Source organism: Bradyrhizobium sp. HKCCYLR20261, from assembly GCF_051168435.1.
Lineage (GTDB): Bacteria > Pseudomonadota > Alphaproteobacteria > Rhizobiales > Xanthobacteraceae > Bradyrhizobium.
In genome coordinates this window covers 108,334-127,340 of sequence record NZ_JBNPUZ010000008.1, presented here as the reverse complement: position 1 = coordinate 127,340, position 19,007 = coordinate 108,334, and the positions used below count along the sequence as shown (strand labels likewise).

The 19,007-nt window shown below is 64.8% G+C and carries 17 protein-coding genes and 2 tRNA genes; 3 read left to right on the top strand and 16 right to left on the bottom strand.

Going from position 1 to position 19,007, the window contains the following annotated elements:
• Nucleotides 1–103: 103 nt before the first annotated feature.
• Nucleotides 104–400 (bottom strand): hypothetical protein, encoded by a 297-nt coding sequence (locus ACQR1L_RS20350; RefSeq protein ID WP_434859701.1) that lies wholly within the window; start codon nt 398–400, stop codon nt 104–106.
• A gap of 257 nt (nt 401–657) precedes the next feature.
• Nucleotides 658–963, bottom strand: coding sequence for a HigA family addiction module antitoxin (locus ACQR1L_RS20345; RefSeq protein ID WP_434859700.1), 306 nt, complete (start codon nt 961–963; stop codon nt 658–660).
• Nucleotides 964–1,924: 961 nt separating this feature from the next.
• Here ACQR1L_RS20345 and ACQR1L_RS20340 point away from each other — a divergent pair.
• Nucleotides 1,925–2,794 carry a hypothetical protein gene (locus tag ACQR1L_RS20340; protein ID WP_434859699.1) on the top strand — a complete coding sequence of 290 codons (870 nt, stop codon included), beginning with the start codon at nt 1,925–1,927 and terminating at the stop codon, nt 2,792–2,794.
• A 798-nt stretch (nt 2,795–3,592) separates the two neighbouring features.
• Here ACQR1L_RS20340 and ACQR1L_RS20335 read toward each other — a convergent pair.
• From ACQR1L_RS20335 to ACQR1L_RS20290, 10 genes are all read right to left on the bottom strand, one after another.
• Nucleotides 3,593–3,668, bottom strand: a tRNA-Phe gene (locus tag ACQR1L_RS20335).
• 174 nt (nt 3,669–3,842) lie between these two features.
• Entirely contained in the window at nt 3,843–4,040 is a 198-nt protein-coding gene (yacG, locus tag ACQR1L_RS20330; protein WP_434859698.1) for a DNA gyrase inhibitor YacG, read from the bottom strand.
• Nucleotides 4,041–4,088: 48 nt separating this feature from the next.
• Complete coding sequence (locus tag ACQR1L_RS20325) at nt 4,089–4,718, bottom strand: Maf-like protein (RefSeq protein WP_008962300.1); 630 nt, start codon at nt 4,716–4,718, stop codon at nt 4,089–4,091.
• 180 nt (nt 4,719–4,898) lie between these two features.
• On the bottom strand, nt 4,899–5,369 hold the full coding sequence (locus ACQR1L_RS20320; protein ID WP_434859697.1) for a low molecular weight phosphatase family protein: 471 nt from the start codon (nt 5,367–5,369) through the stop codon (nt 4,899–4,901).
• A gap of 51 nt (nt 5,370–5,420) precedes the next feature.
• Nucleotides 5,421–5,927 (bottom strand): UPF0262 family protein, encoded by a 507-nt coding sequence (locus ACQR1L_RS20315; protein WP_015663966.1) that lies wholly within the window; start codon nt 5,925–5,927, stop codon nt 5,421–5,423.
• Nucleotides 5,924–7,219 carry a histidinol dehydrogenase gene (gene hisD, locus ACQR1L_RS20310; RefSeq protein WP_434859696.1) on the bottom strand — a complete coding sequence of 432 codons (1,296 nt, stop codon included), beginning with the start codon at nt 7,217–7,219 and terminating at the stop codon, nt 5,924–5,926. Before hisD ends, ACQR1L_RS20315 begins: the two co-directional genes overlap by 4 nt.
• An 87-nt stretch (nt 7,220–7,306) precedes the next feature.
• A complete protein-coding gene (locus tag ACQR1L_RS20305; protein ID WP_434859695.1) occupies nt 7,307–7,750 on the bottom strand; it encodes a DUF2948 family protein in 444 nt (147 codons plus the stop codon).
• Between the two features lie 18 nt (nt 7,751–7,768).
• Entirely contained in the window at nt 7,769–9,058 is a 1,290-nt protein-coding gene (gene murA, locus ACQR1L_RS20300) for a UDP-N-acetylglucosamine 1-carboxyvinyltransferase (RefSeq protein WP_434859694.1), read from the bottom strand.
• Nucleotides 9,059–9,192: 134 nt separating this feature from the next.
• Nucleotides 9,193–10,911 carry an FAD-dependent oxidoreductase gene (locus tag ACQR1L_RS20295; protein WP_434859693.1) on the bottom strand — a complete coding sequence of 573 codons (1,719 nt, stop codon included), beginning with the start codon at nt 10,909–10,911 and terminating at the stop codon, nt 9,193–9,195.
• A 22-nt stretch (nt 10,912–10,933) separates the two neighbouring features.
• A complete protein-coding gene (locus tag ACQR1L_RS20290; RefSeq protein ID WP_434859692.1) occupies nt 10,934–11,113 on the bottom strand; it encodes a hypothetical protein in 180 nt (59 codons plus the stop codon).
• Between the two features lie 453 nt (nt 11,114–11,566).
• Between ACQR1L_RS20290 and ACQR1L_RS20285 the strand changes: the two genes are divergently transcribed.
• A tRNA-Thr gene (locus ACQR1L_RS20285) sits at nt 11,567–11,641 on the top strand.
• Nucleotides 11,642–12,076: 435 nt separating this feature from the next.
• Here ACQR1L_RS20285 and poxB read toward each other — a convergent pair.
• From poxB to ACQR1L_RS20270, 3 genes are all read right to left on the bottom strand, one after another.
• Entirely contained in the window at nt 12,077–13,807 is a 1,731-nt protein-coding gene (poxB, locus tag ACQR1L_RS20280) for a ubiquinone-dependent pyruvate dehydrogenase (RefSeq protein ID WP_434859691.1), read from the bottom strand.
• A gap of 813 nt (nt 13,808–14,620) precedes the next feature.
• Nucleotides 14,621–15,037 (bottom strand): hypothetical protein, encoded by a 417-nt coding sequence (locus ACQR1L_RS20275; RefSeq protein WP_434859690.1) that lies wholly within the window; start codon nt 15,035–15,037, stop codon nt 14,621–14,623.
• A 518-nt stretch (nt 15,038–15,555) separates the two neighbouring features.
• Nucleotides 15,556–16,284: an SDR family oxidoreductase gene (locus ACQR1L_RS20270; RefSeq protein WP_434859689.1), complete on the bottom strand. Its 729-nt coding sequence runs from the start codon at nt 16,282–16,284 to the stop codon at nt 15,556–15,558.
• Nucleotides 16,285–16,431: 147 nt separating this feature from the next.
• On the opposite strand from ACQR1L_RS20270, the gene ACQR1L_RS20265 reads away from it, so the two are divergent.
• Nucleotides 16,432–18,051, top strand: a complete 1,620-nt coding sequence (locus tag ACQR1L_RS20265) for an ABC transporter substrate-binding protein (protein WP_434859688.1) — start codon at nt 16,432–16,434, stop codon at nt 18,049–18,051.
• Nucleotides 18,052–18,068: 17 nt separating this feature from the next.
• Here the strand turns inward: ACQR1L_RS20265 and ACQR1L_RS20260 are convergent, their stop codons facing one another.
• Nucleotides 18,069–18,842: an SDR family NAD(P)-dependent oxidoreductase gene (locus tag ACQR1L_RS20260; RefSeq protein ID WP_434859687.1), complete on the bottom strand. Its 774-nt coding sequence runs from the start codon at nt 18,840–18,842 to the stop codon at nt 18,069–18,071.
• Nucleotides 18,843–19,007: the final 165 nt, after the last annotated feature.

The following is a 19,007-nucleotide window of genomic DNA, read 5'->3' as shown; positions in this document are numbered from 1 at the left end:
CATCGACATTGGATCCGGGCTGTTGCTGGCACGGACTTACGGTTGCTGCGCAAGTTAGGGGGCAGTGCAGTCACCGCAATTCTTGAAGGCGACGATCGCCCCCCTATCTGCCGGATTTGCGCCGCTCAAGCCAAGCCCGCATCTCTCTCGCGATGAAAACGAATCCCAAGCAGCCTATCAGGATGAACAGCAGATGAAGCCCGAACAAGCCGGCAAAGTTGAACGGATGGTCGCCAAAGGTAATCAGCTGATAATGATTGGGCTCGCCTCTGCTACGAAAATTCCCCCAGAGCGCTCCGGTAGAGTACCACTGGCTGAGGCTGTAGACACCATGCCCACCCATGATAATGGCTATTACGGCACCGACGAACGGCATGGGTGCGTGCAATTTGACCTTCACGGGCCTCACTTGGTGTTTGGCTCCTGGGCCTCGAGGAGCAGGTCATCGCAAAAGATCGTCGGAACGGGGCCCCTTCGTCCGCGCCCAACCGTGCTGTCGCCGCCGCCGAAGATCGATATCATTGCGCGAAGTTTCGCGCCCGCCAAGCCATCAGATTCATCGTGTTGAGAATCATTCAGCACTCCGGGCATCCAATCGAGATTACGGTGACGGTGCACAACACTGCTGCAGCCGACCTGCTCGACGCCAGCCGCCGGTCACGCCGCTCGCGGCTTGTTCACCGTCTCGATCCGGTCGAGCGTCTTGCCGAGGCTGCGCTTTGCGATCTGGACGTCGTAGTCCGTCTGCAGGTTGAGCCAGAGCTCCGGCGTCGTGTCGAGCGCCTTGGCGAGCCGGAGCGCGGTGACGGCGGTGATACCGGTCTGCTCGCTGGCGATCCGCTCGATCCGTGTCCGTGGTAGGCCGCACACTTTGGCGAGCGCGCCGGCGGACATTCCGAGCGGAGTGAGAAACTCCTCGCGCAGGACTTCACCGGGATGCATCGGCTTCAGCTTCTTGGTCATCGCAGCGCCTTTCAATGATAGTCCACGATCTCGAAGTTGTCGGGCCGTCCGCCACCCATATGAAACAGACCCGGATGAGATCGTTGATCCGGACCGGATGCTGCCCCTGGCGATCTCCCGTCAGAGCCTACAGACGATTGCCGGGCGGCAGTCGCAAGTCGCAGAGATCAGCCACGGCGTTGAAATAGCGCAACTTCCGAGATGGAGCCACCGGCAGGCTGCAGATACTTGGCACCCGCTTTTTACAGTCTCCTAGAGCGAATCAGCTCAAGATACGGCACTTGCCAATGTGCACAGGGTTTACATGTAAAGCTGCACGTAAAATTGGCCGAGCCAAGATGCAGAGCTGGATCTACATCAATGTCGACCGGAAAATGCACGCTCGCATATTCGAGTAAGCGCTTGACAAAAATTCGATTGTTCTCATTCAGAGCCCCTTGCCAACCAATAAAAAAGTAGGACAGATACTTAAGTCGCCCCGAAAGACAGCTCTTAAGTTTCCTCAATGGAGAGCTGCGCATATGTCAAACCAACAACTTCGCTTCAAGGGCCCCGGCTTCGATTTTGACGCTCGTGGTCCGTTGGGCATCTTTGCCGCCGTTGTTATCATAGCCATGACCCTATGGCTTTTTCGATAGCCGCGCTTATTGGACATCTAGCTGTCCCTTCGATCTGACAGCAGCTGCCGATCGTCTAGAATGGCGACACTTATCTACTAGACGCTAGAACACAGTCGCCTGAAGCCCCGCATATGATTTGGCGGGGAACAAGATCTCCCGCCTGGTCTGCAGGAGCAACTCAGTTTGATCGGCCCGAGAGTATTCAGCGACGTCGCAGGCAACAGCAAGAGGACTTTTCATGCAACACAATCGCAACCCCAATCAGCAAGGCCTACTCTTTCATTGTGGACTGGATGAAACATCCAGCGAGCACGCATTTTTAGGAAGCAACGGAGCAGATTGTGTCGCGCCATCGTCATCCCGAGGGAAGTAGGCTACCGGCACTTGAGCGCAACATTCTCAAATACCGCGCATTCGAAATGATGCTCACGCTCTTCTATGCCGAAGGCCTCAAGCAATTCTTGGTAGGCACTGCCAAGGCAACTGATCGCTGGCGCGACGACAAAAGTAAGTGGTTTCCAAAAGGTCCGCCACATTACCGCGCCGTTGTCGAACGGCTCGCCAAGGAGGGCTACATTACTGACCATCAGCGGGATGAAATCATCAGCATAGTCAACTATCGGAATAACATTGCGCACGAGCTGGAAAAGATGACCTTCGATGTGAGTCGGTCGGCCTTCATACGGGGGATAAAAGAGATTTCTCCACCAAAATACGATTATGAAATGTTAGAGCGCGTGAAGTTCTATCGCCGCTTCCTGCCTGATACGGCGATGCGCCGCGACTTCGTACTAGAGCTCTCGATGAGTGAGCTCTGGTTCCGTTCCGCTGAACAGACCTACGAGCGTGAGCTCAAGGTCCTCAAGAAGAAAATCTACTCGCAGCAAGAAGGGCGCAAACTAAAGCTTGGCAAGCTAGTAGAGGAACTTAAACTGCCCGACGATTTGCCTGAGGAACTATGGCCGTACCATCCAGCAAATGAGCGGGCTAACGGCACGCTGAATGCCCGCGGCATCGAAATCGCATACCGCTTATTCGATCAGGGCAAGAGCACACTCGCTGTAGGCTACATGATGCACATTTCCAAGAAGGCGCTCGATGCCCACTACAAGAAATGGTTGAAGCTAGGCGGGAAGAACCGTCCGCCGGTCGAACTGCCGGACCTCTACGCGCGGCTGAAGAAAAGGAAGAAGAGCCGATTCCGGCCTTAATGAGGCCGGTGGCTCCCGCATACGACGATTGATCATAGTCCTGGCCAACTCCACGGCATCTTCGCAAGTGATGTGAATTTTGCGGTGGCAGCGCTGTAGCCGCAATTCCCCGATTTGGTCGGTCCCCAGCCGCCCGCAACTCGATATTCTGAATACCAGAATTTTTATTGACACCGTCCCCAAATCAGTGGTTTTATTCTCGCCATCCCGCCCGCACTGAGAGGGGCGTATCGCGATCGTCACGGGACGTTGCGGCGGGGAGCGGTGGCCGCGGGGCGACGCAGCATCTCATTGGGGGTGCGGACGAACGTCGTGTCGCGGACGGTCAAGCCGTGTGGTCCCGACACCCCGACGCTGGTGTCTTGATCGGCGACGATGCCGATGACGGGGGCAAGCAAGCCCGGTCCCCTGGGAGAGCGCGGAGCAGCCGTTCAAACCATCGCGCAGGGAAGGCCGGTTGTTTCCGGCTGAGCCTGTGGTTCCTGCCCCGTGCACTCTGTTTCGCACGGGGGCCGCGGGTGCCAGTCGGCACTCGGCCTTCCCTGCGCCCTCTCTTCTGATGAGGACGCCATCTGCAGCAGAGCTCGGGCTGATCCAGCCGCGAGGTTGCGGGCGCATGAGCGTGAGCTGCGGCGAGCGGCAGGCTGTTTGACAGGGTTGATCGGAGATTAAAGAGCGCGGCTGAAGCTGACACTTGGGGGGCTCAAACGCCCGGCTTCGCGAAGACGCTACGCCGGGCACGCTTCGCCCGACGGGCTACGGCTCGGCTGCGCCACGCGTAGCCCGCAGGGCGAAGCGTGGTGCCCAGGGGCGGAATCGAACCACCGACACTGCGATTTTCAGTCGCATGCTCTACCAACTGAGCTACCTGGGCAGGTCTCTTTCGGGCCAAAAAAGCCCGGCAAGCCGGCGGTTTATAGTCAGACCGGGCGGCGCTGTCTACCGCTGTTCGCGGAAGTTTTCACATTCCTTTTGCAGCTGCGCAGCTGTTGCCGAAACACCGCCCGGCGAGCTAGCGCCATCGGCGCAAGGACATGAAAACATTGGTTTATTCGACGTCATCCTCGTCGCCTTCGGTGGCCGGGATGACATAGGAGCCGCTGAGCCAGCGATTGAGGTCGACGTCGCGGCAGCGCGACGAGCAGAACGGGCGCGAGGCGTCCGCGGCGGGGCGGTTGCAGATCGGGCAGCGGCGGATGGGTTTGGCCGCGGCGGCGGTGTTCGGTTGAGGCGATTCGTCGGACATGGCCGCTATTTAGGCGACGAGGCCGCCGGATGCATCCCCGTCGGGCGATTACACCCCGACGGTGTTCAGCCACCCGAAGCGGATCGGAAAGCCCTCGCCGGCGAGCAGGGTCGTGGTCTCGTACAGCGGCAGGCCGACGACGTTGGTGTAGGAGCCGACCATCTTGACCACGAACGAGCCGGCGATGCCCTGGACGGCGTAGCCGCCGGCCTTGCCGCGCCATTCGCCGGAGCCGATATAGGCCTGGATGTCGTCCTCGCTGAGCCGCTTGAAGCGGACGCGGGTCTCGACCAGACGCTGGCGGAACGCCTCCTTCGGCGTCACCAGGGTGATCGCGGTGTAGACGCGGTGGTTGCGGCCCGACAGCAGGCGCAGGCACTGCGAGGCCTCGTCGACCAGATTGGCCTTGGGCAGGATGCGGCGGCCGACCGCGACCACCGTGTCGGCGGAGATGATGAAGGACCCGCGCAGCTCGTCATCGAGCTGCACGGATTTCAGCGCCGCATCGGCCTTGGCGCGCGCGAGGCGGTTGGCGCAGGCGCGCGGCAGCTCGCCGCGCTTCGGCGTCTCGTCGACATCGGCCGGGCGCAGCGCGTCGGGCTCGATGCCGGCCTGGTTGAGCAGCGCCAGACGCCTCGGCGAGCCGGATGCAAGAACGATTTTGGGACGGCCGAGCATGCTGATTTCGCTGAGGGATTCGGAAACGGCGGGGCGGGCGCGCGGAACCTATCGGAAGGGGTGCCATTCCACAACCCGGAGACTGCGACAAGGCTGCGACAGCCTGCTCTACGGGCTCAGTTTGAGCGGCGGACGACGTTGGTATTTCGGTTCGATGACACCTTGCGGGGGAACTTGGAACTACAGACCTGCCGGACCGGGCTTGGCGAAGCGCTTGCGGATGCGCGTGAACAGGCCGTCGAGGACCTCGCGATAGGCCGACAGCTTCTGCTCGCGATTGCCGTCGGTCGTGGTGGGATCGGGCGTCGGCCAATATTCGACGTCGGCGGCGATGGTGCGGGTCAGCTCGAGGGCCTTGTGGTGCGCTTCCGGAGAGAGCGTGATGATGAGGTCGAAGTTCAGGCCCTCCCAGTCCTCGAGCTCCTCGAAGGTGGTGGGCTTGTGCTGCGAGATGTCCTGGCCGAGCTCGGCCATCACGGAGACGGCGAACGGGTCGAGCTCGCCCTTCTTGACGCCGGCGGAGCGGACATAGAGCGCGTGCGGAAACATCTGCCGCAGCAGGCTCTCGGCCATCGGCGAGCGCACGCTGTTCTGCCCGCAGGCGAACAGCACCGCCTGCGGCTGGCGCGCGCGCGGCGGCCCCTCGGCCATGCGGCTAGGCGCCCTTGGCCGGAAGCTGGGACGCGAGACGGGCGCGCGGCGTCACTGGCCCTCGCCCTTCCAGTGCAGCACCGTGATCAAGGTGAACAGCCGGCGCGAGGTCTCGAAATCGACCCGCACCTTGCCCTTGAGCCGCTCCTGCAGGGTGCGCGAGCCCTCGTCATGGATGCCGCGGCGGCCCATGTCGATCGCCTCGATCTTGTCGGGCGTCGCGGTGCGGATCGCCTGGTAGTAGCTGTCGCAGATCATGAAATAGTCCTTCACGATCCGCCGGAACGGCGACAGCGACAAGAGATGCGTGACGACGGGGGTGCCGTCCTCGCGGCGGATGTCGAACATCAGCCGGTTGGCGGTGATGCCAAGATGCAAGGTGAAGGGACCGGCGCCGTCGGCGCCCTCGGGCGCGAACAGGTTCTCCTCGACGAGGTCGTAGATCGCGATCGCCCGCTCATGCTCGATGTCCGGACCGGAGCGGCCGATCGACTCCTCGTCGAGCGTCACCGCCACGATGCGATTGGTCCGGTCGTCGCCTGGCGGGTGCTGGGTCATGGCAGATTGAGGCGTATTCCCACGGAGCGTGAATGGGCGTCGAGACCCTCGGCCTTGCCCAGAGTCATCGCCGCTGGCCCCAGCGCGCGCAACTGCTCCGGGCCGCATTTCAACAGCGACGTGCGCTTCATGAAGTCGAGCACGCCGAGCCCGGAGGAGAACCGCGCCGAGCGCGCGGTGGGCAGCACGTGATTGGAGCCGCCGACATAGTCGCCGATCGCCTCCGGCGTGTGCGCGCCGAGGAAGATGGCGCCGGCATTGCGGACCTTGGCCGCGAACGCATCGGGATCGGCGGTCATGATCTCGAGATGCTCGGCGGCGATGGCGTCCGCCAGCGGCACCGCCTGGTCGAGATGGTCGACCTCGATGATGGCGCCGAAATCGGCCCAGGACGCGCCGGCGATCGCGGCGCGCGGCAAGGTCTTGAGCTGGCCCTCGACGGCGCGAGCGACGTCGTCGGCGAGGCGGCGGCTGTCGGTGATCAAAATCGATTGCGCGCTGGCATCGTGCTCGGCCTGGGCGAGCAAATCGGCGGCGATCCAGTCGGCATTGCCGCTGTCATCGGCGATCACCAGCACCTCGGACGGGCCGGCGATCATGTCGATGCCGACCTTGCCGAACACCAGCCGCTTGGCGGCGGCGACATAGGCATTGCCGGGGCCGACGATCTTGGCGACGGGGGCGATCGTCGCGGTGCCATGCGCGAGCGCCGCCACCGCCTGGGCGCCACCGACGCGGTAGATCTCGGAGACGCCGCCGAGATGCGCGGCCGCCAGCACCAGCGGGTTGAGCCTGCCGTCCGGCGCCGGCACCACCATCACCAGCCGGCCGACGCCGGCGACCTTGGCGGGAATGGCGTTCATCAGCACCGAGGACGGATACGCCGCGGTGCCGCCGGGGACGTAAAGACCGGCGGATTCGATCGCGCTCCAGCGCCAGCCGAGCTCGACGCCGGCGGCATCGGTGAAGCGCTGGTCCTGGGGCAGCTGCTTCAGGTGGAAGGCTTCGATGCGGTCGCGCGCGAATTTCAGCGCATCGACGGTTGCCGGGTCGCAGGCCTTCACCGCCGCCTCGATCTCGGCGGGCGTGACGCGCAGCGTGGCGGCGGTCAGCTCCAGCCGGTCGAACTTGGCTGTCGCCTCGAGCAGCGCCGCATCGCCGCGCCTGGCGACGTCGTCGACAATGGCGCGGGCGGCGGCTTCGACGTCGGCGGAGGTCTCGCGCTTGGCGGCGAGAAACTGCCGAAACTGGGTGTCGAAATCGGCGTGAGCGCGGGACAGGCGAATGGGCATCTCTGGCACTTTCCGAAGGGGTGGCTGCCCCAGACCCCCTGCTCAATGGCGCGGCAGCGCGGGGCCGTCAACCCTTTGAACCGGCCCCTACCCGGTCAGCGGCGGCACGTCGTCGGAGGTGCCGAGATCGTCGGCACCGAGATCGGTCAGCTCGCATTCCAGGCATTCGACATCGAGCCGCAGCGCGCCGCCATGGGAGAACAGCAGAAGCGCGCTGCCGGCGGGCGCGTCGGTGCCGGGATGGAATTCGATGCCGATCAGCTCCAGCGCGGCATCGGGCGCGGCGAGGTCGATCCGGCGCGACTTGCAGGCGAGCACGCGGTCGAAGCGCAAGGCGGCAAGCAGGCGGCGAGGTTCGGCCTCGCCGTGCAAGGCCTGGTCCCAGTCGAGCCGGTTCATGCCGATGACCAGCCGCTTCTCGGCCTGGCGCCAGATGATGTCGGCCGGCGCCACCCGCGCATCCTGCACATGGGCGGAGATCACGGCGAGATCGTCGGCATCGAGCGCGATCAGTTTGAGCCGGTCGGTCACGACATCATTCCTTCAACCTCACTCGCGGATGCGCTCGATCGTCGCGCCGCAGGCCTGCAGCTTGTCCTCCAGCCGCTCGAAGCCGCGATCGAGATGATAGACGCGGTTGATCATGGTCTCGCCCTCCGCCGCGAGCCCGGCAATCACCAGCGAGACCGAGGCGCGCAGATCGGTGGCCATCACGGGCGCGCCGCGCAGGGTCGAGATGCCCTCGATCCGCGCAGTCTCGCCGTCCAGACTGATACGCGCGCCGAAGCGGGCCAGTTCCTGGACGTGCATGAAACGGTTCTCGAAGATGGTCTCGGTGATGGCGGATGCGCCCTGCGCCCGCACCATCAGCGCCATCAGCTGGGCCTGGAGATCGGTGGGGAAGCCGGGAAACGGCGCGGTGGTGACCTGCACCGGGCGGATGCCGTGGCCGTTGCGGACGACGCGGATGCCCTCGGCGTCGCTGGAGATCTCGGCGCCCGCCTCGGCCAGCACATCGAGCGCCGATTGCAGCAGCTCCGGCCGCGCGCCGGCGAGATGGACATCGCCGCCGGTCATCGCGGTGGCGATCGCGTAGGTGCCGGCTTCGATACGGTCAGGCAGCACCGTATGCCGCGCGCCGTGCAGAGACGCCACGCCCTCGATCTCGATCACAGGCGTGCCAGCGCCGGTGATGCGCGCGCCCATCTTGTTGAGGCAGTCGGCGAGATCGGTGATCTCCGGCTCGCAGGCCGCGTTGGTGATGATTGTCGTACCCCTGGCGAGCGCCGCAGCCATGACCGCGACATGGGTGCCGCCGACGGTGACCTTGGGAAAATCGATCGTGCCGCCGCGCAGGCCGCCCGGGGCCTTGGCGACGACATAGCCGGCGTCGATCTCGATGCTGGCGCCGAGCTTCTCGAGCGCCATGATCAGAAGATCCACCGGCCGCGTGCCGATGGCGCAGCCGCCGGGCAAGGACACCCGCGCCTCGTGCATGCGCGCGAGCAGCGGCGCGATCACCCAGAAGCTGGCGCGCATCCGCGACACCAGCTCGTACGGCGCGGTGGTGTCGATGATGTTGGCCGCCGAGATCTGCAGGGTCTGGCCCTGGTACTGGCCATCGCCCGGGCGCTTCCCGACGGACATGATATCCACGCCGTGATTGCCGAGAATGCGCTGCAGCTGCGCGACGTCGGCCAGGCGGGGGACGTTGTCGAGGATCAGCGTCTCCGGCGTCAGCAGGCCCGCGATCATCAGCGGCAGGGCAGCGTTCTTCGCGCCCGAAATCGGGATGATGCCGTGAAGCGGTTTGCCGCCGACGATGCGAATGCGATCCATGCTGGTCCTATGGGAGCTGGCCGGGAAATCGGGCTGAGATGGGCGCAACAGGACCGACATTACGGCGATTTGATGAGTTCGCAACGGCAGGTCGTATCATCCGGATCGTCATCCCCTGACCGTGCTCTCGGCGATCAGACCGGCGGCACCAGGGGATCGGCGAGAAAGCCGTGCAGCGCCGCCACCACCTGGGCACCCTCGCCGATCGCGCCGCCGACCCGCTTCACCGAGCCGGACCGGACGTCACCGACGGCAAAAACGCCGGGCACCGAGGTCTCCAGCGGCGACACCATCCGCCCGGCATTCTGCTCCGACTGCGCGCCGGTCACGACGAAGCCGGCGCGGTCGAGCGTCACGCCGCAATCGCCGAGCCAGCCGGTCGCCGGATCGGCGCCGACGAACAGAAACAGGTTGCTGATCTCCGCCGGCGTCTCCTCGCCTGACAGCCGGCTCTTCAGCGTGATGCGCTCAAGCCCCATATCGGCGCCGCCGTCGAGCGCGACGACCTCGGTGTTGAACAAGAGCTCGATGTTCGGCGTCGCCTCGATGCGCTCGATCAGATAGCGCGACATCGATGCCGCGAGACCGCCGCCACGGACGATCATCCGCACCTTCTTGACGTGCCCCGACAGAAACACCGCGGCTTGGCCGGCCGAGTTGCCGCCGCCGACCAGCGCGACCTCCCGGCCCGCGCACAGCCGCGCCTCGATCGGCGAGGCCCAGTACCAGACGCCGCGGCCCTCGAACTCCTTGAGACGGGCGAGATCCGGCCGGCGATAGCGAGCGCCGCTGGCGACCACGATCGATCGCGCACGCACCTCGTCGCCGCCCTCCAGCGCCAGCACGAAGGCGCCGTTCCTGCGCTCGCAATCGAGCGCCGTCACAGACACCGGAATCATGATCTCGGCGCCGAATTTCTGCGCCTGGTTGAAGGCGCGCGCGGTCAGCGCGAGGCCGGTGATCCCCGTGGGAAAACCAAAGTAGTTCTCGATGCGCGCGCTGGCGCCGGCTTGGCCGCCGAAGGCACGCTGATCCAGCACCGCGACCGACAGGCCTTCCGACGCGCCATACACGGCCGTCGCCAGCCCCGCCGGTCCGCATCCGACGACGGCGACGTCATAGATCTTCTCGCCGCGCGGGCCGCCGATCATGCCGATGGCGCGCGCGAGCTCGGTCTCGCTCGGATTGCGCAGCACGCTGCCGTCGGACACCACGACCAGCGGCAGCTCCGCTGGCGTCGGCGAATAGCGCGCGATCAGGTCGGCCGCGTCGTGATCGACAGCGGGATCGAGCAGATGGTGCGGAAAGCCGTTGCGGGTGAGAAAGCTCTGCAGCCGCGCGATCGCGGCCGATTGCGGCGGGCCGATCATGACCGGGCCGCCGGCGCCGCCCTGAATGAGATTCACCCGGCGCAGGATCAGCGCCCGCATGATGCGCTCGCCGAGTTCGGCCTCGGCGATCAGCAGCGCGCGCAGCTTGTCCGGCGGAATCAGGATGACCTCGACCTCGCCCTCGGCATGGCCGTCGACCAGCGCGACGCGCCCCGAGAGCTGGGCGATCTCGGCAAGAAACTGCCCAGGCCCCTGATCGATGACCGGAGTGACGTGGCCGAGGCCATCGCGCTGGGTGATTGCGACGTGGCCCTTGAGGATGACGAACATGCCGGGCCCGGGCTTGCCGGTCTCGAACAGGCAATCGCCGTCGCGATAGGTGCGGATCTCGCCGAAGCCGCGCAGCCGCGCGATCTCGGCCGGCGTCAGCTCAGGGAACGTCTGTTCGAAGCGGGCAAAGGTCTTCGCAAGCTCCGCGCGCTGGGCCGCTTCACTCGCCGTCGTCCTGTCAGTCACCGTCATCACGCTCCCCGCTTCACTCGTCTCACCGCTTCGAATCATCGGAGCTGTCGACAGGAGCGGCATCGACCCTGTCCTTCTCGACAGCCGCCTGGCTCCGCTCCCGGCTCTGCGCCTTGCGCCGCTTCAGGTTCTCGCGCAGCGCCTGCTTCAGCCGCTCCTCGCGTGCGCCCTTTGCCGCCGGCCTGCTGGTCTGATCTGTCATCCCCTTCCCCGCGCTACATCGTGCGAGCTATCGCGGCTTGCGCATCACTTGCCTCGCCCGGCTTGCGGAAGAGGAAGCGCACGGCCCGAGAGGCGAAGATCTCCCCGCCAGGTACTGTCCCGCGCCACGAGGGCACAATTGATGTCGCCGACGCGAAAGCCAAGAGGCGATGCGCCGCAGACGGTAAGTTCCGCTGCGGGCCGCGTCGCCTGCCCGGATGGGGAGTTGCTGGGCCACCACGTTCATTCCGCCTCTTCCGACGGCCAGGAGCGAGAATCGCGGGCCGAACCGGCAATTTCGGACCGATTCGGGGGTCCTTCGCGCCGATTCGACGAAAAGCATCTGCGTCTTTCCCCGAAAACCGGGCGAGCCGCGCTTGCGCATGTCCGGACCTTGTGGCAAGAACCGCCCGCGTTCGGGCGCGGCCTTCGGGCCGGCCCCCGTCGCGTTCCTGCTGCCGTAGCTCAGTGGTAGAGCACTCCCTTGGTAAGGGAGAGGTCGACAGTTCAATCCTGTCCGGCAGCACCATTCCGTCTCCCAAGAATGTAACCGCACCATCTCGGCCTCATGGTTCGAGACGCGCCGCGTTTGAGATCTGCCGCGACCGTTCGGCCCGGGCGCGGCGCTCCTCACCATGAGGTTCTGGCACCCAAGTGGGTCCTGCACATCGACCATGAACACGCCAACCGGCGTGTTCATGGAGAGGGTGACCGCCCCGTTGAGAGAGTTTGAGCCGAGATGCGGGCCACGCCAGCGGTGCGCTCCCTCTCCCGCTTGCGGGGGAGGGTGGGGGCCACTCCGAGGGCGGTGGGTGGGGCGACCCCCACCCCGGCCCTCCCCCGCAAGCGGGAGAGGGGGAGCAGCGCGGGCGTGGCATCAGGTTGGCCTCCGTTCGCAATCGCCTGCTGCACGAGCTCGCCGTATCTCAAGTCCCCCTCGCCTCACCTTCGAATCCGCCTCCCCTCATCGCGGCAACAGATTCTCCTTTGCCAGATCGATCACCTCGTCGCCGCGGCCGCTCATGACGGCGCGGATCAGCCAGACGCTGAAGCCTTTCACCTGCTCGAGGCCGATGGTCGGCGGCATCGACAGCTCCTGCTTGGCGGTGACGACATCGAGCACGGACGGACCGTCATGCGCGAGCCAGTCGGCGACCGCGCCCGGCAGCTCGCCGGGATCCTCGACGCGGCGGCCGTGGATGCCCATCGCCTGCGCCATCGCGGCGAAATCCGGGTTCTCCAGGTCGGTGCCGTGCTCGACGAAGCCGGAGGCCTTCATCTCCAGCGCGACGAAGCCGAGGGTGCCATTGTTGTAGATCACGACCTTCACCGGCAGCTTCATCTGCTTCAACGTGATCAGATCGCCCATCAGCATTGCGAAGCCGCCATCGCCGGACAAGGAGATCACCTGCCGCCCCGCTTGCGCAGCCTGGATGCCGATGCCTTGCGACATCGCATTGGCCATCGAGCCGTGCACCAGCGAGCCGATCAGGCGGCGACGGCCGTTCATGGCGATGTAGCGCGCGGCCCAGATCGTCGGCGTGCCGACGTCAAAGGTGAAGACGGCATCCTCCGCGGCGCTCTCGCTGATGACCCGCGTCAGATATTGCGGATGGATCGGCCGGCGGCCGGGCGTTCCGGCCGCGAGATCGTCGAGGCCTTTGCGCGCCGAGGCGTAGCGCTTGAGGTTCTCGTCGAGATGGCTGCGGTCCGACTTCGCCGTGAGCTTCGGCAGCAGCGCGCGAAGCGTCTCGCCGACATCGCCGACCACGCCGATATCGAGCCGCGCGCGGCGGCCGAGCTGGCTCGGCCTGATGTCGACCTGGGCGATCTTGATGTCCGAGGGCATGAACTGCTTGTAGGGAAAATCGGTGCCGAGCATCAGCAGCGTGTCGCAGCTGTGCATGGCGTGATAGCCGGAGGAGAAACCGATGAAGCCGGTGAGGCCGACATCGTAGGGATTGTCGTACTCGACATGCTCCTTGCCACCGAGCGCATGCACGATCGGGCTCTTCAAGGTTTCGGCCAGCTGCATCAGCTCGGCATGTGCGCCAGCACAGCCGCGGCCGCAGAACAGAGTGACACGCTCGCCGCCATTGAGCAGCTCCGCCAGCGCATCGAGCTCCGGCTCGGCCGGGCGCACCACGGGCTTCGGCGGCACGAGACCAATCGCCAGCGGCAGCGCACGCTTCGGCGCAGCCTTCAGCGCGACGTCGCCGGGAATGACGATGACGGCGACGCCGCGCTCGCCGAGCGCGGCACGGATCGCATTGTCCAGCACGAACGGCATCTGCGCGGGATCGGAGATCAGCTCGCAATAGACGCTGCATTCGCGGAACAGGTTCTGCGGATGCGTCTCCTGGAAATAGCCGCCGCCGATCTCGCTCGACGGGATGTGCGCGGCGATCGCCAGCACCGGGGTGCGGCTGCGCTGCGCATCGTAGAGACCGTTGATGAGATGCAGATTGCCTGGACCGCAGGAGCCGGCGCACACCGCGAGTTGGCCGGTGATCTGCGACTCACCTGACGCTGCGAAGGCCGCGGCCTCTTCATGGCGCACATGCACCCAGTCGATGGTCTGACGAACGCGCAGCGACTCGGTCAGCCCGTTCAGGCTGTCGCCGACGACGCCGTAGATGCGCTTGACGCCGACAATCTCGAGCGTCTCGACGATCTGGTCTGCAAGAGTGGTCATGTGCTGATGAGTCCTTTGGTCACGAGAAGGGCCGCACGCGCGGCCGAGTCGATCCTGTCGTACATTGCATGAGCCAGGCCACCCCAATCAAAACCTCGCGGTGAGCAGGAGTTCCAGATCGTGGCATGCGACGGAGACGACGACGGGAGAATGACGGCGCCCGTGATCCGGGCCATGACAGCACATCCTCGCGGCGCATCTTGCGTCCGAGCTTTGCTGCTCAATCGCCCTCTTCGAGATCGAGGGCGCAGGGAAGGCCGGGCGCTGGCCGCGCCCGTGGCCCGCCTGCCGAAAAAGAATGCAGGCGGCAGTCACCACAGGTCTGGCCGAACACACCCGGCCCTCCCTGCGCGATGGGCTTACGAATTATACGCGCTCTCCCTGGGGACCGGGCTGTCTTGCCCCCATCACCACGCGGCGCTTTCGCGCCGGCGCGGCTTGACCTCAGCGTCGGGAGGCCAGGACCACGCGACTTCTCCGTCCGCACCGAAGCTGTTCGTCCGCCCGCGAATGCGCAGCGCAACTCCGATCCGGCCATCGCATCCCATGCTCAACGCTCGTGACGACCCGCGAAGCGCCCCTCGTTGATGAGCACGGGACGGGCGGAAATGTGCAGGTGATTTGCCCGACGACACAAGGCGAATTCGTGCGGCAAACTGGCACGACGGGCAGTTTGGGCATGGCGGGTATGCACGAATTTTAATGTTTGGCGCAGCGCCACCGTAGTCCCCATGCTGAAGGAGAACCTGTCAAAGCTGAATGGGGACTATCCGAGACCCGACTCCTCTGCACATAGTGCTGATCGGCACGAATCTACTTCTTGAAGTAGGCCAGCACACCGAAGATGCTTCCGATCAAAGCCAAAACCAGAGTGAGCCTATTGGCCCAATAGTCCCATTCAGCCTTTTGCTCCGCCCGTATATCAGCACGTAGCTTTTGAGCTGCTTCTGTCGTGAGGAACGGTTCTGGTGCACCACGCGGCTGAATCCAACTTTCCCCATCTTTGGGAAGCGGCATGTGATATCTATAGGCCTTCTCTATCAGATATTTTGAACGAAAATAATCCGTCGCCTCCGTCTGATAGGCAAGTTCAAACCTCGCCCCGCGTCTAGGGCTTACGTCAGCGTTCTCATCTTCCTCGAGAGGTAAATCTTCGTAAGCCCGATAGAGCGCGCGCTGCGCTTTAAGATATTTTCTCAGCTCCCAGCGATACCTAATCTCTTCAAGCATCCCAACGCCCCTACGAAATATCTCTTTTTCTGATACCACCAAAAAGATTCAAGATCACTCACCCGTAAGCTGGTCGGCATACGCATCTAAAGCAGCAATCAGGCATCCAAGCGTCGTGGTCGTATCCGAGCGGTTGCCGCAAGGGCGGCGAGCTCCCTCGTTCCGCTTGCGGGGAGATAGTTGGGGTGAAGGAGGGCCTCTACGGATACCGCGCCCGCGGAGAGTCCCCCTTCACCCGGTCTATTCGGACGAAGCATTCACTCCCCTCCCCGCCAAATGAGTGCGATCGCATGTGAAGATCGGAGTGATGTATTGATCCGCCTCCACATCGTCTCGGCCCTCTACGTCGTTCGGCTCGCTGAGAGCCACATGGATGCCCGGGACAAGCTCGGGCATGACGGATTAACTGACTGTCAGGATGGTTCGTCGAGAGAACCCTACATCTCAATATGCAATAGCCCTGCCGCAAACGGGGCGATGTGCACCGCCAGCGCCGCGCCGACGTTGATCAGAGGCGGCTACAAATCGAAATTCGTCGGCAGCATCACGACGTCGCGGATGGTCATGTTGCGTGGGCGCGTCAGCATGAACAGGATCACGTCGGCGACTTCCGTGGGCTCCAGCAGGCTGCCGGACTCGCGCGCCTCCTTCAGTTTCTCCGCCGGCCAGTCGGCGATCAGCGCCGTCACCACCGGGCCCGGCGAGATCGCGCCGATGCGGATGCCATGCTTGAAGACCTGGCGGCGCGTGGTCTGGACGAAACAGTCGATCGCCCATTTCGAAGAGGCATAGACCGGCTCCCACGGCGTCGGGTAGTGCGCGGCGAGCGAGCTGGTGACGACGATGTCGCCGGAGCCACGGTCGATCATATGCGGCAGCACGTCGCGCACATTCTTCATGACGACGTTGACGTTGAGGTTCAGCATGCGGTCGATCGCATCGGTCCTGGCGTCGACGAGGTCGCCGCCGAGATAGCTGCCCGCATTGGCGTGGAAGATGTCGAGCCGGCCGGCGGACTGCAGCACGCGCGGCAGCAGCGTGGCGCAATCCGTGGCGTCGAGCAGGTCGATGACGAGGGGGATCACGGCGTCGCCGTGGCGCTCGCGCAGCCGCGCCAGCGCTGCGGCGTCACGATCGATCATCACGACGCGCGCGCCCGCCGCCAGCATCGCCTCGCTGCTGGCGAGCCCAATGCCCGACGCCGCGCCGGTGACGGCAGCCACCTTGCCGTCGAGTTCTGCCGCCATCGCCGCCTCCTCACCTCTGTGATTTGCCTGCGAGTCTAGCAAACGCGGCGCGCGATGTCGGGAGCAATCGGCTGCCAGCATCGGGCATCACTGGCACGCCCCTTGCCTTGCACAACGTCAATATCGCGCAACGCCAGGGGGGTCCCGATGAGCAGCTCGCACTTCGACATCACACGCCGTCACATCGTGCTCGGCGGCTTGGGCGCCGCCGGGCTGAGCGCATTCGGCCCGCGCTTTGCGCTAGCGCAAGGCCGCGCCGAGACGCTGCTGGTGGTGCAGGAGCTCGGACCGAACTCGCTGGACATGCAGGGCGTCGGCTCGAACCAGACCGTCAATGGGCTCGCCTGGAACTGCTACGACCGGCTGCTGAGCTATGCGGCGAAGACGTTGCCGGACGGCACGACCTCGTACGATCGCGCCACTTTGGCGCCGGAGCTCGCCGAGAGCTGGGAGGTCGCCGCCGACGGCCTATCCTGCACCTTCAAGCTGCGCAAGGACGCCACCTTTCACGACGGCACGCCGGTGACGGCGAAGGACGTCAAATGGTCGTTCGACCGCGCCGTCTCGGTCGGCGGCTTCCCGACGTTCCAGATGTCGGCCGGCTCGCTGGAGAAACCGGAGCAGTTCGTCGTCGTCGACGACCACACCTTCCGCATCGACTACATCCGCAAGGACAAGATGTTGCTGTTCAACGTCGCGGTGGTCGTGCCGTTCGTGATCAATTCGGAGCTCGCGAAGAAGAACGCGACGACCGAAGACCCATGGGCGCTGGCCTGGCTGAAGAACAACGAGGCCGGCGGCGGCGCCTACAAGGTGGAGAGCTGGAAGGCCGGCACCGAGACCATTCTCAGCCGGTTCGACAATTGGAAGTGCGGACCGCTGCCGAAGATCAAGCGGATCATTGCGCGCGACATTCCCTCGGCCGGCACGCGGCGGGCGATGCTGGAGCGCGGCGATGCCGATCTCTCCAGCGGCTTCGCCCCGCGCGATTTCGATCAGCTCATCAAGGAAGGCAAGGTCAAGGTCACGGGCGTGCCGATCCCGAACGCGCTGTGGTACGTGGCGCTGAATACGGCGAAGCCGCCGTTCGACAATGTCAAGCTACGCCAGGCGATCGCCTGGGCGATGCCCTATGAGCAGATCCAGGCAAGCGCGTTCTTCGGCCGCGCGGTGCCGATGTATGGCGGCGCTTCTGAGGCGACCAAGCCGGTGTGGCCGCAGCCCTTCCCTTACATCACCGATCTCGACAAGGCCAAGGCGCTGATGAAGGAGGCGGGCCTGGAAGGACTCGAGACGACGCTGTCGCTGGATGCCGGCACGGCCACCGTCGGCGAGCCCACGGCGATCCTGATCCAGGAGAACCTCGCCAAGATCGGCATCAAGGCGGCCATCGACAAGATCCCGGGCGCAAACTGGCGGACGACCTTGAACAAGAAGGAGCTGCCGATGGCGCTCAACCGCTTCTCAGGCTGGCTCGATTATCCCGAATACTACTTCTATTGGAATTTCCACGGCCGCAATTCGATCTTCAACATCTCGTCCTACCAGAGCAAGGAGATGGACGCGCTGATCGACAAGGCGCGCTTCACCGAAGACGCCGCGGAGTACGAGGCGACGGTGAAGGCCTTCATCACGCTGTGCATGCGCGAGGTGCCGGTGGTGCCGCTGAACCAGCCGATCCACGACGTCGCGATGCAGAAGCCGGTGAGCGGCTATGAGTTCTGGTTCCACCGCGAGCCGGACTACCGGCAGTTCGTCAAGGGCTAACCCTCGAACGGCGGCGGCTACACCGCCGCCGTCGTCACGCCGCCATCGACGACGATGGTCTGGCCGGTCATGAAGGTCGAGGCATCCGAGGCGAGATAGGCAACCGCGCCGGCGATCTCGTGCGGCTCGCCGATGCGCCGCAGCGGCGTGGTGGCGCAGCGCTGCTTCAGGCGGGCTTCGTCCTCCCACAGCGCGCGGGCGAAATCGGTCTTGACCAGGCCCGGCGCGACGCAATTGACGCGCACGCCCTGCGGGCCCCATTCGCCGGCAAGGCTGCGGCACAGCGAGAAGTCGGCGGCCTTGGAGATGCCGTAGGCGCCGATCACGGTCGAGCCGCGCAGGCCGCCGATCGAGGAGACGATCACGACCGAGCCTTTCCCGCGCGCGGCCATCGGCGGGATCGCCTTGGCGCAGAGCCACAGGTTGCTCTTGACGTTCGAGCCCATGATCTTGTCGAAGGCCTCGTCGGTGATGTCGAGCAGCGGTCCGTAATACGGGTTCACCGCGGCGTTGCAGACGAGGATGTCGACCCGGCCGTAATGCTTCGCGGCGCCATCGATCAGCGCGTCGACCTCAGGCCTGCGCGAGATGTTGCAGGGAATCACATGCGCATCGCCGCCATTGGCGCGGATGCCGGCCGCGACCTCCTCGCAGGCGTCGGCCTTGCGGCTGGAGATCACGACCTTGGCGCCGAGTTGCGCGAGCAATTCAGCCGAGGCACGGCCGATGCCGCGGCTCGAGCCGGTGATCACGGCGACCTGGCCGGCAAGGTTGAAGGGATTGGGGGTCATGGCTCGTTCCTCCGCGTCATTGCGAGGAGCGAAGCGACGAAGCAATCCAGGGCAACGCATGACGCCCTGGATTGCTTCGCTTCGCTCGCAATGACGGCTCAAAAATCAAACCGCATCGGAGCCAAGCCAGCGTAGGCACCGAAGAGCCTCAGATCGTCATACGCG